At 41.7% G+C, this 14,537-nt stretch carries 14 protein-coding genes and 1 pseudogene; 5 read left to right on the top strand and 10 right to left on the bottom strand.

Annotated features, from left to right (window positions below):
* Both AB7E63_RS11870 and yidD read left to right on the top strand, forming a co-directional pair.
* Positions 1–2,470 (top strand): secretin N-terminal domain-containing protein (locus tag AB7E63_RS11870; protein WP_428419578.1); only part of this gene is annotated, 2,470 nt, incomplete at its 5' end.
* Entirely contained in the window at positions 2,470–2,850 is a 381-nt protein-coding gene (gene yidD, locus AB7E63_RS11865) for a membrane protein insertion efficiency factor YidD (RefSeq protein ID WP_006341200.1), read from the top strand. The genes AB7E63_RS11870 and yidD, both read left to right, overlap by 1 nt.
* A 153-nt stretch (positions 2,851–3,003) precedes the next feature.
* On the opposite strand, the gene AB7E63_RS11860 is transcribed toward yidD, so the two are convergent.
* Entirely contained in the window at positions 3,004–3,723 is a 720-nt protein-coding gene (locus tag AB7E63_RS11860) for a lipoyl protein ligase domain-containing protein (RefSeq protein ID WP_284452811.1), read from the bottom strand.
* 71 nt (positions 3,724–3,794) lie between these two features.
* Between AB7E63_RS11860 and AB7E63_RS11855 the strand changes: the two genes are divergently transcribed.
* On the top strand, positions 3,795–4,382 hold the full coding sequence (locus AB7E63_RS11855; protein WP_284452812.1) for a hypothetical protein: 588 nt from the start codon (positions 3,795–3,797) through the stop codon (positions 4,380–4,382).
* A gap of 2 nt (positions 4,383–4,384) precedes the next feature.
* Here the strand turns inward: AB7E63_RS11855 and AB7E63_RS11850 are convergent, their stop codons facing one another.
* Complete coding sequence (locus tag AB7E63_RS11850; RefSeq protein WP_284452813.1) at positions 4,385–5,110, bottom strand: hypothetical protein; 726 nt, start codon at positions 5,108–5,110, stop codon at positions 4,385–4,387.
* Between the two features lie 241 nt (positions 5,111–5,351).
* Here AB7E63_RS11850 and AB7E63_RS11845 point away from each other — a divergent pair, with 241 nt between their 5' ends.
* Both AB7E63_RS11845 and AB7E63_RS11840 read left to right on the top strand, forming a co-directional pair.
* Entirely contained in the window at positions 5,352–6,137 is a 786-nt protein-coding gene (locus tag AB7E63_RS11845) for a uridine kinase family protein (RefSeq protein WP_013924453.1), read from the top strand.
* Positions 6,106–6,567, top strand: coding sequence for a hypothetical protein (locus AB7E63_RS11840; protein ID WP_428419577.1), 462 nt, complete (start codon positions 6,106–6,108; stop codon positions 6,565–6,567). Before AB7E63_RS11845 ends, AB7E63_RS11840 begins: the two co-directional genes overlap by 32 nt.
* 4 nt (positions 6,568–6,571) lie before the next feature.
* On the opposite strand, the gene AB7E63_RS11835 is transcribed toward AB7E63_RS11840, so the two are convergent.
* The 8 genes and pseudogenes from AB7E63_RS11835 to AB7E63_RS11800 form a co-directional block, all read right to left on the bottom strand.
* The gene (locus AB7E63_RS11835) at positions 6,572–7,381 is read right to left on the bottom strand and encodes a hypothetical protein (RefSeq protein WP_428419576.1); all 810 of its coding nucleotides are present in this window, start codon (positions 7,379–7,381) and stop codon (positions 6,572–6,574) included.
* A 130-nt stretch (positions 7,382–7,511) separates the two neighbouring features.
* Positions 7,512–9,020 carry a bifunctional ADP-dependent NAD(P)H-hydrate dehydratase/NAD(P)H-hydrate epimerase gene (locus tag AB7E63_RS11830; protein ID WP_059360064.1) on the bottom strand — a complete coding sequence of 503 codons (1,509 nt, stop codon included), beginning with the start codon at positions 9,018–9,020 and terminating at the stop codon, positions 7,512–7,514.
* 40 nt (positions 9,021–9,060) lie between these two features.
* Positions 9,061–10,059, bottom strand: a complete 999-nt coding sequence (locus AB7E63_RS11825; RefSeq protein WP_006341208.1) for an NAD(P)H-dependent glycerol-3-phosphate dehydrogenase — start codon at positions 10,057–10,059, stop codon at positions 9,061–9,063.
* A 56-nt stretch (positions 10,060–10,115) separates the two neighbouring features.
* Positions 10,116–11,588: a glycine hydroxymethyltransferase gene (locus AB7E63_RS11820; RefSeq protein ID WP_428419575.1), complete on the bottom strand. Its 1,473-nt coding sequence runs from the start codon at positions 11,586–11,588 to the stop codon at positions 10,116–10,118.
* A gap of 127 nt (positions 11,589–11,715) precedes the next feature.
* Positions 11,716–12,090, bottom strand: a complete 375-nt coding sequence (locus tag AB7E63_RS11815) for a CBM20 domain-containing protein (RefSeq protein ID WP_059360060.1) — start codon at positions 12,088–12,090, stop codon at positions 11,716–11,718.
* A 433-nt stretch (positions 12,091–12,523) separates the two neighbouring features.
* Positions 12,524–13,129 carry a hypothetical protein gene (locus AB7E63_RS11810; RefSeq protein WP_006341211.1) on the bottom strand — a complete coding sequence of 202 codons (606 nt, stop codon included), beginning with the start codon at positions 13,127–13,129 and terminating at the stop codon, positions 12,524–12,526.
* A 57-nt stretch (positions 13,130–13,186) separates the two neighbouring features.
* Positions 13,187–13,717 carry a hypothetical protein gene (locus tag AB7E63_RS11805; protein WP_039376356.1) on the bottom strand — a complete coding sequence of 177 codons (531 nt, stop codon included), beginning with the start codon at positions 13,715–13,717 and terminating at the stop codon, positions 13,187–13,189.
* A 14-nt stretch (positions 13,718–13,731) separates the two neighbouring features.
* Positions 13,732–14,537: pseudogene (locus tag AB7E63_RS11800) on the bottom strand (hypothetical protein); the annotation flags it as partial.

Here is a 14,537-nt window from a genome sequence, read left to right as displayed (position 1 = left end):
ATCTCCTGCAGGACAAACATTAGAAGGGGAACCCCCGGCGACAGAAGGAGAGCAACCTACAGATAGCACGAATATTTTAAATCCTGATGAAGAAAGTCCTGCTCCCCAAGAAGAAGTGCACGCCCCTATAGATGCTTCTAAGAGCGTTTTGATCAATTTTAATAACATTCAAATGTTGGAATACATCCGATTTGTAAGCCGGATTTCGGGTAAGAACTTCGTATTTGATGAAGCAGATCTTGATTTCAACGTCACCGTGGTGTCTGAAGAGCCTGCGACGGTGGATAATATTTTAGCCGCACTCATTCAAGATTTACGCTCTCGGGATTTGACGATTTTGGAAGAGGGAAATAATATCATCATCCATAAAAATCCAAATGTCTCGAGCATTTCTAACGTGGGATCAGGAAATGTGATTCCCAGCGATTCTGAAATCGTTACGCAAGTTTTTCATTTAAATACGCTAGATCCTGCGAAGGCCGCTGCTGTTATTCGTCCTCTCACTTCCACGATGGCTTTTGTAGAGGTTCTAGAAAAGAGCAATAATGTGATTGTCACAGATCTTGTTAATAATGTCCGACAAATCGCACAGTTGCTCAAATCTATTGATGCTCCCTCTGGTGGACTGGTTGTGGGACAATATGTTGTTAAGCATAGCGCTATTGATGCGATGGTCGATCTAGCGCAGCAGTTAATGCTACCGATTGCCCAAGATCAACAATTTCTTTTGGTTCCTCATGCAACCGCCAATAGCATTTTTATCGTATCTTCTCCTTTTCTCGTTGAAAAAGCCATTTCTGTTTTACAGCGGCTTGATCAACGGCAAGGGATGACACGCATTTATGAAATGCACGAGCTAAATTTACAAGGTCGAGCTGCGGGTGCTGCAGAAGGGATGACACCCCCAGGAATTGCACCAGAGCAACAAGGACTTGGTAAATGGGATTTAGATGCACAAGGAAATTGGATTTTTAAACCTACCGGAGTGCAGGGAGGAGAAGGGATTCCTCAAGGGAAATGGTATAAAGATGCCAATGGAAATTGGTATTTTGTTCCAGAAGGAACCACTTCACCATTTGCACCAGAAGATGCTTTAGATCGAGTCCCTGAAGGACAATGGGAAAAAGATGAGAATGGCAATTGGGTTTTCAGATTAGGCAGTGGAGAATCCATTTCTGCAGAGCCGATTTTGAGAAATTTAAAACCAACTCCTGATCTTCCTCTAGGACACATCGAAAGAACTAAATTTTTTATCCATAAGTTGCAATATCGAAAAGGGGCCGATATTCAGCAAGCCCTTTCCCAAATTGCAACAAGTTTACAGCAGTTAGGGACGGGTAATGAAGACCTGATCTCGACGATTGATACAGTTCAATGGCTAGATGCCTCCAACTCCTTGATCTTTACAGGCACCACGAGCTCAATCAGAAAAGTTGAGGAGTTGATTGCGGAAATCGACACGCCCTTGCGCCAAGTGTTTATCGAAATGCTCATCCTTGATTCATCGCTTGATGACTCGTTAAACTATGGGGTGAACTGGGGAACGCGATTTGGGGGAGGAGACACTGCTGGATCTCAAGCCTTTTTGTCATCAGCTTCCACTTTACCCGGTGCTTTAGATACGACAGGTATTGCCAATACTAATGGGATCAGCACAGGACAAATTTTAACTCCGAATGCCAATACTTTGGCGAGAACCCCTGGTTATAATTTAGGGATCGTCGGGCAAACTGTTTCGGTAGGAAATCTCACATTCCAATCGTTTGGAGCTCTTGTAAAAGCGATACACGATAAAACGAGCACAAACATTGTGATGAATCCAAAGATTCTGGCTGAGGACAATGTTACAGCAGAGATCTTTGTGGGAGAGAACACCCAGTACCAAACACAGTCGATTTCAAATGACCAAGGAAGCGTCATTACTACAAATTTCGAGTATCGAAATATTGGGACCACCTTAAAAATCACCCCTTTCTTGGGTAACAATGACATTGTAACTCTTGAGATTCGGCAAGAAGTCAGTAGCGTCGCTTCCACAACTAATGCACAAGCATTGAACAACATTACACCAGGTCCGACGACACGTTTAAGCCGAACAACCACGCGCGTGCATGTTCCCGATAAATACTTTTTGGTAATTAGTGGAATGGTTCAGGATCAGGAGACGCGCAGACGTGTAAGCGTTCCATGCTTAGGCGGACTTCCCGTCATTGGTGCGGCATTCTCTGATAAAAACGTGACCGATGAAAAACGTAACCTGATGATTTTTATTCGCCCTGAGATTATCGATACGGAAGAAGAAGTCCAAAACTTAACTAAACACCAACAAGATCTATTCAGATACAAATGTGAAACGAAGAGAAGTTGGAAATATGAAGTGGATGAAGCACTTGATTTCTTCAATCTACGCTCTACGAATAAATATGAAGCCTGTGAAGCATGTGAAGGTCTAGATGTGGGTTGTGATTAATGACTAGACTATTTGCGCTTCTTCTTGGCTTGGTCATTTCATCCTTTCTTCATGCGAACCCATGGGGAAAGGATGCCGATTTAGCCCGTAAACAAATTATCCGACCTCCCAGCGTAGCGTGCAAAACCCCCTTATTGGGTTATGTGGGAGAAAAGGTAATTCAGTTTCACCAAGAAGTGATTTCCCCTGCAGATGGTCCGCGCAGCAATTTTATTCCGAGTAGTTCACAGTATATGCAACAGGCTATGCGCAAATATGGTTTTTTCCAAGGTTTTGCGATGGGGTGTGATCGTCTTATGCGTGAGAATGATGACGAGTGGGTTTACCCAACAACTAAAAATTCTGCTGGTAACGTTATGAAATGGGATCCTGTTCCATAAAAAAACTCTCCTTATTTTTAAGACAAAGCTTAATTTAAAATTCAATATAGGTGCAAGAGAGGGGGGGGGGGGCCTGGAATTCTTTTGACGCAAACAAATTGACTAAACGAGACTTTCAAAAGTCGCGATTGTTTAGTGAGGTTTTATAACTCTTCAAAGTTGCTCGGAAAATCCATCTATTAGCAAGCGTTTGAGCTCTTGGCGTGCTTCATCGAGTTGCTTGTGTGTGTAATTTGCACCCAAAAGCAAGTAACTATGTTGTTTCATCGCTGTCATCACATATGTTCCAGGAAGCAATATTTCTTGTAAAAAATCATCCTTAGGCATTGCAAGGGCGATGGTTCCTTGGTGCAAAAAACCATGTTTGGTTCTTCTTTGAGCTCCCCCTCCCACTTTTCTTCCTTCTAACATCACGTCATATTTCGTCGGCTTGGCCATGCAAAAATTTTTGCTGGAGGCATCTAAGGGGAGTGGTTCTTCTGGAAGAAGCTGTGGCAGCACTTGATTTCCCATAAAAGCACTTAAGGCTTGCATGACAACTTGATTTACAAAAGCGTAATTTTCTAGTGTATTCACGGAATAAGCGGAATGGGATGCCGGAATTAAGACGGAAAATGCAAGGTCAGAAACATGAAAAACAATGCCTCCACCCGTAGGGCGTTTGGCGAGATTGAGATTTAGGCGATTGACAGCTTGCTCGTTTAAAAAATCAAATGGTTGGATAAAATGCCCAAAGGTTGCGCAATCTCCTATCCACTCATAGCTATGAAAAATAGGTTGTTTAATTGACTCCAACTGGCTTAATAGCTCATAATCCCGATGCATATTTGAGGATGCGCTGCAGCATCCTGATTGAACAATTTTCCATGTCATTATACGGCCTTGGTAAAATAAGAAGAGTAGCAGATTAATCAAATTCTAATCTACAAACCAAAAGAGAAAAAATGTCGTCACCACCACCAGTATTCACACCAGGATTGCATCATTCTCCCCCGCCTTCAAATGAAAGCAAAAAAGCCCAAGAGCATCCCTTTGCGGAAGAAGAGTTTTCTTTGCCCAAAACATCAGAGCAACACAAGAAAACAGCTTCTGAAAAAGCGGAGAATGTCAATACGGCGCAGGAAGAATTGAAATCGAAAGAAGCGCGAGGATTTCAAATTCCGCGGATTTTAAAGAAGATCTGGGATTTTATGAACAAGGCTTCGGATATTATCGTAATGGCTATCGGGGTGCCGCTTAAATATGTGGGGTTATGTTTTCTAGTCATCGGAGCCGTTCACTTTGTGGTTATTCTATGTATTTCCATTCCTCAAATCACATTAGCGACGGGAGTGATGGCTGTCATATTTGCTCTTATCAAAAGTGGAGCTTTACCAACAATTATTGCAGGGGCAACGTTGTATAAATTCGGATGTGACTTAATTGAAAATAAATCATTACCTTCCTTGAACTTGATCCCCTGGGTTCTTCCACTTCCTTTTTATCAGTGGTTAAACATGGGAAAAACTCCGAGTCCTATGGACCCGAAGTAGACTTAACGATAAACTGTGGGATGGTACCGTTCACTGAGGCGGTCTCCATATCCATACTCAAGCAGTTTGAGAGTATGAAAAAGAGGATCTTCTCGGTTTGCGATATACACAGGGCTTGACTCTGTGTAAACAATCAGTAAGTAATAGAGATCTTTTCTTTTTGGAGAGTCAAAGTCTAATGGAAGATCGGCTGCAAAAAACACGCCTGAACAAGGTTGTGAAGGAAAGATGCTGACAGAGGATGGGACACTTTCTTCGGCGACCACGGGCGTTTCGATTGTATGTTTTGTGGGAAGGGCGAGCATAAGTCCTCCCAACGTGCCTTGAATGCAACTGACTTCGGTCAATGTGCGCGTTTGATTTAGAAAATTTCGATAAATCTTGCCTTCTTTCTGAAAAGGGACATGATAGACGGGAAAAAATTGATCAAAACCCAAACGAATGGGTCTTTTTTCGAAAAGTTCCGAAGCAATATGCGCTAATTGGGGTTGTGAAACAGCTTTTCTCAGAATATCTGAGGATCTTGACAAATCTCTTCCATTCAAAAAAAGTTTTTCTGAAGCGCATCCGCCGACTTTCGCTGCACTCATATTGAGGCGTTGACCAAGTGCGCTTTCCAACTCATTCGCCATGCTGATTGCTTGATTTGATGACAAGAGGTCAGCAAATTCGATGAGATGATTTTTTTGAAAAAAATCACGGTGTTCTTTAGCTGTTGCAAATTTCATAATTTAGCTTAATTTTTAGATAGTTAGATCGAACTATCATCGCTATATTTTTCTTTTTTGGCAACCAAGAAATGCACATCTAAATTTTTTTAAGAAAGTCCTCTAATCGAGACAAGCCTAAGTAAAAAAGTTGAAGAGATATTTAAAAGACTTGCAAGATAACGGCGATCCTCATAAACGTAATGGGAGAGAAATCGATTTCTCGAAAAGGTAAAGGAATGATTGAAAATTCGGAGTTGCTATGCGTAAATGTCAACAGATAACCTTTCTTATAGTTTTATTTTTTTCAAACTTTATTCAAGCACGTGATCATGATTTACGTTCTCTAGATTCGCTGGTTCAGCATTTAGCAGAGATTGCGAACCAACATGATGGTGCGCCATTGGAACCTATTCCAATTGTGGGAATTGGGGGATGTCCGGGTGTTGGGAAAACGTATTTTACACGTGAACTCGCTGGATTGCTTAGAGAAAAGGGAATACGCCCTTTGATTTTGCCGCTCCATCACTTTAATTTATCCCCAACTGAAAGAAAGGAAATTGGAACAGAGTGGGATGTGCGACATTTTAAAATGGCGGATTTGCATCATGTCTTGTCTATCATCCATAGAGGCGAAAAATGGATTAAAAAACCGACATGTGATCAATTGACAGGAGAGATTGGAGAAGAGATCCTTTCTTTGGATGACGTAGATCTGATTCTTTTTGAAGGGTTGTATGCTTTATGCTCGGAATCGCCAGTCGATTATTTTAAATACTGCGAATTGGGGATATTCTTAGAAGCGCGCGCATCAGATATTTTTGTTTGGAAATGGGAAAGAGAACAAAAGAAAGTACATCCACGTACCCCAGAACAATTTTTAAAGCACATAAATGCTTTATTTGAAGAATATCGCAAGAATATTGAATATTCCAAAAAAAACGCCTCTTTTTTGATTAAAAAAGATAAAACCCATCGCTACCATTTAGAGATCCGAGCTCTGTCAGGAGATAAACATGATTCAAGCCAGTCCTGCATTTGTCAATAGCGAAAGAGTAGAATTAGCAGGATATTTAGTGGAGTATGAATCCGCTCCAAACATTGCTTTAAGGGCTATTTTCGATAGGGCTATCAAGTATCTGGAAATCTATTTAACACGATCGCTTAATCTGTCTTTACGTGAAAATATATGGCATAGTGTTTCGAAAGAGCGGTTAACAACGCTTAATCACATTTTAGCTGAAGCTGTGAATGAAAAAATCTTTTGTCAATTTACAGATAGTGAGATTCATGCAATGCTTATCGAATGCAAGCAAACAGGTGCTGTTTCTTGCATTCGTTTGGCCATGGAAACTAAGCATAAAGAAAATGCAATAATGACAATCTTAGTCGGTAAAGTGAATGCGATGGCCAAAAGTTTGACATGTGATATGGTGGACTGTTTTGAAAAAAGGCTTGCAGTCATCACCTTTCAGTAATGTTTCAACCGTAAAGTCGGTTTAATACCATTTGAAGAAAATTTGGATGATGCAAGAGCTGATTACTCAGCTTTTGGGTTTCGAGATAATCGCGTAAGATTTTAAGAGTCTCAGGGTGCGAAGGATCTGCTCGAAAGCTAGGTAAGGGGATGGCTAGTAATGGATGATAAGGAACAAGTGTTCTTAATGAACCAGATAGCTGCATAGAGATTTCACGGTATTGGTATAAAAGTTCCTCCCAGGAGCTTTTTGGAACGATAGTGGATAGTTTTTGGTTGTAGAGAATTTGCTGTTTTTCCTGATCGGTTAATTTTGATGTGGTGTGTGCATCTTGTGCATAAGTCGATAAGGTGAGTTGTATCAGTAAATCCGAAGACATTTGAAATAAATGCGCATTATGTTCCCCATATCCTAAAAGGATTCCCAATAAATCATGTTTTTTGATGGTATGGGGGCCTTTTTCACAAATTGCTTTGAGGACCTCATGGGGCGTTTCATATTGGGGAAATGCATTTTTAAAGCTAGCCCAATGCTTCTCAATTTTTTTCAGACATTTAGGCCGATTAATGAGATAAAATTCCTGAAATTCAATTTCATCCTCTGTGAATTTTACTCGCTTTAAAACAAATGGGCTTTCACTAATATGCGGATTATTTTGTTCCCAAAAATCCCATAAAACTTCTAGCTTAGCATTTTTTTTGCAGCAAGCAGACATATCTATGGAAGGGGATATATAATACCTATCAAAAGAAATGGGCTTATTCCCAAATAATGTATATCCAAAATGATAATCTTGAATGAGAGTATACGCCAAAACGATTCTTCCTTAGAATTACAGCCGTGATCGGCAAACAAATAGGAGCTATTCATTAACATCCATATGCAGAAGGTTAAAGTTAGCCCTTTTATTTTGCTGTTATTCATCGCATTGAAATTTGTGCACTTTAAAATTCTTTGAGGCGATAAGCTTCGGGAAAATAAGTAATAATGTCTGAGGCTATCATCACGTGTGGGGTATATTCTTCCGCCGCCTGTTCACCAGCAATGCCATGCAAATAAACTCCCAGGCAAGCTGCTTCATGTGGAGGTAATTTTTGAGCGAGAAGGGCGGCGATTAATCCGGTCAGAACATCTCCACTTCCAGCAGTCGCCATGCCCGGCGTTCCGGTTGGATTAACACAGGTTTGAGTTTCTGGTGAAAAAATAAAGGTGGGTCCACCTTTAAGAAGTAGGGTCACATGGTTTTTCTTTGCATAATTCTCACACGCCTTTAACAACTCAGGAGTACGATTTTCTGATTCAGGAAGTTTAAGTAATCGCAAAAGCTCATGTAGATGAGGAGTTAAAATCGTTGGGCATGAAGGGAGAGGGATATTTTCTTGTGCGATCAATGTGAGGGCATCTGCATCGATGACGCATGGTTTTTCCAGATGGGGGAAAATGTTTTTCAAAAGCTGGATTGTTTCAGCTGTTCTGCCTATTCCCGGGCCGATAAAAGTGGCTGCAGCATAATTCAAGACGTTTAAAATGGTATTTGGATCATCATATTGATAAGGGATTTTGATCAACTCATATGCACTAGCCGCGAGTTCGTTGTGCATGCCATCTGGATAAAGCAAGCGAACGATACCCGCCCCTCCCCTAAGAGCTGCTAGTGAAGCTAGTAATGCCGCTCCCGGCATGCCTGGAGAGCCCGCCAGCCCAACAACTTGCCCCCGCTCATATTTATCGCGATTACGTGTAATTTTGGGGATGAGTGGTGAAATGATATCAGGAGAAAGCATGATCAATTCTTCTGCTGACTTTTCAATATAGGTGCCTGGAAGGCCAAAATCCACATATCGCAGCTTCCCCACATGATTCCAGCCATCCTGCAAAAAGAATCCGGTTTTAGGCAGGCCCAAAAAAATGGTTTCAGTGGCTTGAATGGCTTCTCCTGAGACTTCTCCGGTTTCCCCGTTTAAGCCAGAAGGAATGTCGATCGCAATGATGGGAAGTCCGGAAAGATTGGCATGTTTGATGGCTGCTTGGTAGGCAGGATCTTCAATTTTACCATGAAAACCCGTGCCAAAAATTCCATCGACGATCACTCCCGTTTGCAAAAATGGGGGATTTGCCCCGTCAACATGAGCCACTCTGCCGCCTTCCATTAAAAAGCGATGATAGTTTTGTTTGCAAAGATGGCTGCATTCTTCTAAAGGAGAGAGTTGCAAACCTAGAACTTCATAATCGAGATGCATCAGATGGATACCTGCAACATAAGCATCTCCCGCGTTATTTCCTTTTCCACATAGGAGTGTCACCTGGCGATCTAAGTCATATTTCTCGACAAGTTCATGTACAAAAAGGGCCACCCCACTTCCGGCTTCTTCCATAAAATCAGATTCTGAGGAGCCGTTTCGATAGGCATCTGCTTCGATTTGCATCATTTGTTTAGGCGAAACAACTTTCATGACAATCACCCTTTTTCGTGTAAAACTATTTATTCTGTTTTTACAGGTGTTCTTCTTTAATTGCACGCTCCATTAATGCATTGACGGCAATTTGTGGCTTCATGTCTTTGTAGATAATCTCGTGAATGATTTTTGTGATTGGCATGCTCACATTTAATTTTTCGCTTAATTGCAAAGCAGAAACGCATGTATAGGCCCCTTCAACAACCATTCCAATTTTATCTTGTGCTTCCTTAGGCGTTAAACCTTGTGTCATGAGGTGGCCGAATCTGAAATTTCGGCTAATGAATGAACTGCATGTTAAAAATAGATCGCCCATGCCAGATAGGCCATTGAGAGTTTCCGCTTTACAGCCTTGAGCCACGGCAAGCTTGCGAATTTCATGTAACCCTCGTGTCATTAATGCCGCCTTGGAGCTATTTCCTAGGCCCAATCCTTCGCAGATTCCGCAAGCGATTGCGATAATGTTTTTTAGGGCGCCTCCAAATGCAACTCCATGAATATCGGCATTTGGGTAGACCCTAAAGGTGGGAGTTGTAAAAATTTGACATACCGTCATCAACAAGTTGGGATCATAGGCTGAGCCAACAACTGATGTGGGAAGATTGCGAATAACTTCCTCTGCAAATCCCGGACCGCTCAAAAAACCAACTTGTGATTTGACCTGAGGGCCTAAGGTTTGAATCGCGACATCGGGCAAAATCAAGCCGCTGCCCTGTTCAATACCCTTCGACGTCATGATCAAGGGGATATTTAAGGGGCCGACTGCTTTTACCTTTTCTAACACAGGACGAAGCCCTGCCGAGGTCACAGATTCAATAAGTAGTTCAGATTGAATTAAAGCGGCTTTAAGGTCTGTTGTAAAATGCAGATTTCCTTTAGCTATATGACCAGGAAGAGAGGGGTGTTCTCTCGTTTGATTCAAGCGATCGGCAAGCGCCTGTTTTGTTGTCCAGCAGGTTAACTCGTAGCCCTTAGCAGCCAAGAGGGAGGCTAAACAAAACCCCCAAGCTCCCATTCCTAAATATCCAATTTTCATGCGTTTACGAAGCCTTTCAATTTTTAAAATTTAATCTCTCTATTTCAGACTTTAATTTAGATCTCGATTTCTGGATAGAGCGGAAATTTTGCCAATATAGCATTTACCCTTTGTTGCGCTTCATCAAGAATTTTTGGATCAATCTCTGCGTTCGCTTTGCTTAGTTGTCCCGTTTTTTCCACAATAGTGGGTTTGGCATTTTTTAGGACTTTTACGATAATATCCGCAATTTCGTTCATTTCATCTGTACCCATACCCAAAGTCGTGACAGCTGGAGTTCCGAGACGAATTCCAGAAGTATACCACGGGCCATTTTGATCACCTGGGATCGTGTTGCGGTTTACAGTCAGGCCAGCTTTTCGTAAAATAGACTCAGCATGTCGACCTGTTAAACCAAATGAAGAAAGATCGACAATCATTAGGTGATTTTCAGTTCCGCCAGAGACAATGCGGGCACCATCAGATTTTAGTTTTTCAGCGAGCGTGTTTGCATTCTTCACAACTCGCTGAGCATAATCTTGGAAATTTGGGGAATTAGCCTCTTTAAAAGCGATTGCTTTTGCGGCGATTACGTGAGGGAGAGGACCGCCCAAAACTAATGGACATCCTTTATTGATCGTATCGGCAAATTCTGCTTTACACAATACGAATCCTCCTCTTGGGCCTCTTAAGGTTTTGTGAGTGGTCGATGTAACGATGTGCGCGTACGGAACAGGATTATATTCGTCTTGAAAAACTTTTCCAGCGACAAGACCTGAAAAGTGGGCCATGTCTACCATGAAGACAGCTCCTACGGAATCTGCAATTTCACGCATTTTTGCAAAATTGATACGACGAGAATAGGCAGAATAGCCTGCTAACAGAATGTCTGGTTTTTCTTGAAGCGCTTGCTTGGCCAGCGTGTGGTAATCCAGTTGTTCTGTTTTTGGATCGACATCATAAAATACAGAGCGCATCATTTTAGAGGAGATGTTATGTCGATAGCCATGCGTTAAATGTCCACCTGAATTTAATGACATGCCCATTAATTTTTGTTGGTTCATTAGTTTGCGCACCTGTTCGTATTCTTCAGGGGTGAGTTCATCAAGTGTTTTTTTGCCTAGTCTTTCAATTTCTTTATTTTGGACTTTTTGAACAAGGATAGACCAAAAAGCAACTAAATTGGCATCTGCTCCAGAATGGGGTTGCACATAAGCGTGTTCGGCTCCAAAAATTTGTTTGAGTTCTTCTTGGGCCATTTCTTCGACTAAGTCCACATTTTCACAGCCTGCATAGAATCGGTGATGGGGGTAGCCTTCAGCGTATTTGTCAGTTAAAAGATTGCCCATAGCTAATTGAACAGTTAGAGAGGAATAGTTTTCTGAGGCAATGAGTTTTAAGTGGGAACGCTGATCGCGCAGTTCTTGCTCAATGGCATGGGCAATAGGGGGGGCAAAAGATTCGATTTGATCTAAAGCTGCAAGATAAGCAATGGCCGCAGGCTGAAGATTTTGGGCATGCTTTTGTAAATATTTTTGTATACGGGGCATAGAATATCCTTCATTTCATGAGCTGATTTGCTAAGATAGATTAATGGATATTCGATTTAATTGCAGCTTCCCAGGAAATAAAATCCGCAAGAAGTTTTTTCTTGCGGATTTGCTTAAGAGACAAGAACTAAGAAAATTTAGGCGTATACTGAACAGATCCTTTGTGCTTGAGATGGTGGTTGGCACCTTCTTCATAAATTTGATCATTAATCAGAACTTTAAATTCGCAAGAATGAAAAGGAATATCCGTTTCCCAAACCCATTCATCTGCTTTGACATTTTTGAGTTTAACACCCCTGTCCCACGATAGGTCAGCCCCTTTTCCTCGGATATAAATGTGATTATTAAATCCCACATCATAATGGATGACAACGCGTGTTTTTTCGGTGTGCTTAGGGTGAGCCGTTTGATGCTTTTGTGACAGTGCTTGGCTGGATTGTGAAGCTTGGCTTGCATCAGATTTTTTTTCTGAATTTGTTGGCTGTTTTTTAGTGACCAGCATAAAAAACTCCTTTAAGTAATATTCCTTTTGACTTTCCTCCGTATTGACATCTTTTTTAAGGATAGTCAATCAATTTCTTTAAGTAAGTAGTTAGGGCTCTTCCCTAAATCACTTAAAATAAAAAGGAAGGATGAAGTACTGAGTTTATTTTATATTTAATTGACTCAATCGTTAAAAATAAAGGAATAACATGCGTATAGAAGCGAATCCCATTAGATATTCGTCAGGATATTTTTAAAATTGTGATAAAAAATGATACAGAAGAGAGCTTGTACGTGAGAATTTTAAAGGTTGTTTAAGAGTAAAGAGGGAATAAAATGCCCTGTTTTCTGGAAAGGCTTCAACCGAAAGGGGATGTTGTAAGGATTTAGGAGGACTCTCTAAAAAGTGCATTTCCTTATGAAATGCCCCATGAATGGTGGGGCTAAATTGTTTAGTTGGAAATTTGCTGGGCCTTGCCCCATTCCCCTAAAGTACCAACTAAAGCCTGAGCATTCGTGATATTTTGTTGATACCATAAAGAATTCCAGGTGATGGCCATCTTTTGGTTATCTAAAAGTTTAACATCGTAATCATCTAAAACTGTCTCAGTATTTTGTGTAATCTGTGTTGCGGTAGACCATGTGCCGGTTGAGGAAGAGTAAGTTGTTCCATAGATTTTTCTGACTCCTGCATCTGTAGCAGACCATATTAAAACAGCATTGCCACTGCTGTTCATCGCTAATTTGGGATTTTCGCAGTCGTTTCCTGGGATTTCAAATTCAGTCACAGAAGACCATGAGCCACCATTTGGGAGAACTGTGGTTTGAATGTTGTTGTGAGCTTTATGAATAAACCATAATGCGATTAAATTACCGCTCGAATCAGCGTGTAATTTTACGTTTCTGGGTGTGTTTGCGTATGTGAAGCTAGAAAGAATGCAAAAGTTTAGGATCAGTAGCTTAAAGTAGAATCTGTTCATTTTTTCCTGTGTGTCATTAATTGTCGATAGGTGGTTTAAGACAGAAAAGCCCTTGCCAAGAGGCAAGAGCTCTGTCATGGGGTATATTCTAAGCGATAATCCCTAGTGGGATTTAAGGCTTATGATTCGATTAGCTTAATTAGAGATCGTGGCTGTTCCCGTCCATGTCCCTAAAGTGTTGACAAGAGCTTCTGCCGTAACCAGGCCCGTCGTAATCCAAAACGAATTCCATACGATGACTGCAGTATCAGTATCTGATAGTTTTACATAGAAATCATCTAAAATTGTTTCAGAATTCGTGCTAATTTGTGTGGGTGTTGACCAAGTAGCCAAAGTCGCATCATAAGCTGAGGCGTATAATTTTTTTAGGCCCGAGTCAAAGGTATACCACACCATTACAGCGTTTCCGCTACTATTTATTGCAACTCGTGGGCCTTGAAAGTCCAGTCCTGTAATCGCAAAGTCTACAGGGGTTGACCAAGAACCACCTGCAGGCAAGACTGCTGCCTGGATAATGTCATTTGTTGAGCTTGTTGTCCAGTAAGCGATTGAGCTGCCACCCGTATTTGTGGCTAAGCGAATGTCTCTAGGAGAGGCAGCATAAGCAAAATTCGAAGTAAGACAAAAGAAAGCAATAAGAAATCTGAGATAATTTTTTTTCATCATTTTTTCCTTTTTGTTTATTGAATTTCAAAAATGGTCATATACCCCATAGCAAAATTAAAAGTGGGATTAGATCCTGCAGTTCCAAGTGTAACAGGATTTAGTCCTACGCAAATAAGATAGACAGTTGTCGTATTTGCGAGATTCACAAAAACCTGGAGCGGCTGAAAACTCAGGTTTTGGTTTTGGTAAAAATGGCTTCCAGGAAGAATATTCGCGATAGCGCTAGCTGCGGACGAAATACTCGTCGTTAATGCGAAATCACTCTGTCCACTTACGGATAAGCCATATGTGAAAATATAATGTCCAGCAGGAAGTGTAAGGGCATTGTTTACGGGAGTTGTATAAACTGCCCCTGAAGAAGCCGCGGAACCAGATATTGTGATGCCGGAGCTTGGTGATGTGTATGCGCCCGAAATAAATTGGGCTGTGCAATCTGAAACAGGAGGGGAGGGAGATGAACTTAGTCCAAAAATACGATATCCCTGTCCAGATGATCCTGGAGGGCCGCTTATGTAAAGGCTCGCAGCATAAGAAATACCGCTTGCTCCCGTGCTCCCTGTTGCTCCCGTGGCTCCTGTCGCACCAGTTAATCCAGTAGGACCTGTAGCTCCAGTTGTGCCTGTCGGGCCGGTTGGTCCAATAGGACCTGTAGCGCCGGTAGCTCCTGCGTCACCAGTCGCGCCAGTTGCTCCGGTGGCTCCTGTCGCACCAGTTAATCCAGTAGGACCTGTAGCTCCAGTTGTGCCTGTCGGGCCGGTTGGTCCAATAGGACCTGTAGCGCCGGTAGCTCCTGCGTCACCAGTCGCGCCAGTTGCTCCGG

Origin of the sequence: Parachlamydia sp., from assembly GCF_050255895.1 — a bacterium.
Classification (GTDB): Bacteria; Chlamydiota; Chlamydiia; order Chlamydiales; family Parachlamydiaceae; genus Parachlamydia; species Parachlamydia acanthamoebae.
Note: the sequence above shows the minus strand (reverse complement) of the source record. Positions and strands in the feature narration are given on the sequence as shown.

Excerpts from the sequence above, each read along its gene's own strand:
- AB7E63_RS11850 (WP_284452813.1), bottom strand. The coding sequence starts at position 5,110 with ATGAAATTTGCAACAGCTAAAGAACACCGTGATTTTTTTCAAAAAAAT.
- AB7E63_RS11860 (WP_284452811.1), bottom strand. The coding sequence starts at position 3,723 with ATGACATGGAAAATTGTTCAATCAGGATGCTGCAGCGCATCCTCAAAT.
- AB7E63_RS11815 (WP_059360060.1), bottom strand. The coding sequence starts at position 12,090 with ATGCTGGTCACTAAAAAACAGCCAACAAATTCAGAAAAAAAATCTGAT.
- AB7E63_RS11805 (WP_039376356.1), bottom strand. The coding sequence starts at position 13,717 with ATGATGAAAAAAAATTATCTCAGATTTCTTATTGCTTTCTTTTGTCTT.
- yidD (WP_006341200.1), top strand. The coding sequence starts at position 2,470 with ATGACTAGACTATTTGCGCTTCTTCTTGGCTTGGTCATTTCATCCTTT.
- AB7E63_RS11820 (WP_428419575.1), bottom strand. The coding sequence starts at position 11,588 with ATGCCCCGTATACAAAAATATTTACAAAAGCATGCCCAAAATCTTCAG.
- AB7E63_RS11855 (WP_284452812.1), top strand. The coding sequence starts at position 3,795 with ATGTCGTCACCACCACCAGTATTCACACCAGGATTGCATCATTCTCCC.
- AB7E63_RS11845 (WP_013924453.1), top strand. The coding sequence starts at position 5,352 with ATGCGTAAATGTCAACAGATAACCTTTCTTATAGTTTTATTTTTTTCA.
- AB7E63_RS11825 (WP_006341208.1), bottom strand. The coding sequence starts at position 10,059 with ATGAAAATTGGATATTTAGGAATGGGAGCTTGGGGGTTTTGTTTAGCC.
- AB7E63_RS11810 (WP_006341211.1), bottom strand. The coding sequence starts at position 13,129 with ATGACAGAGCTCTTGCCTCTTGGCAAGGGCTTTTCTGTCTTAAACCAC.
- AB7E63_RS11840 (WP_428419577.1), top strand. The coding sequence starts at position 6,106 with ATGATTCAAGCCAGTCCTGCATTTGTCAATAGCGAAAGAGTAGAATTA.
- AB7E63_RS11830 (WP_059360064.1), bottom strand. The coding sequence starts at position 9,020 with ATGAAAGTTGTTTCGCCTAAACAAATGATGCAAATCGAAGCAGATGCC.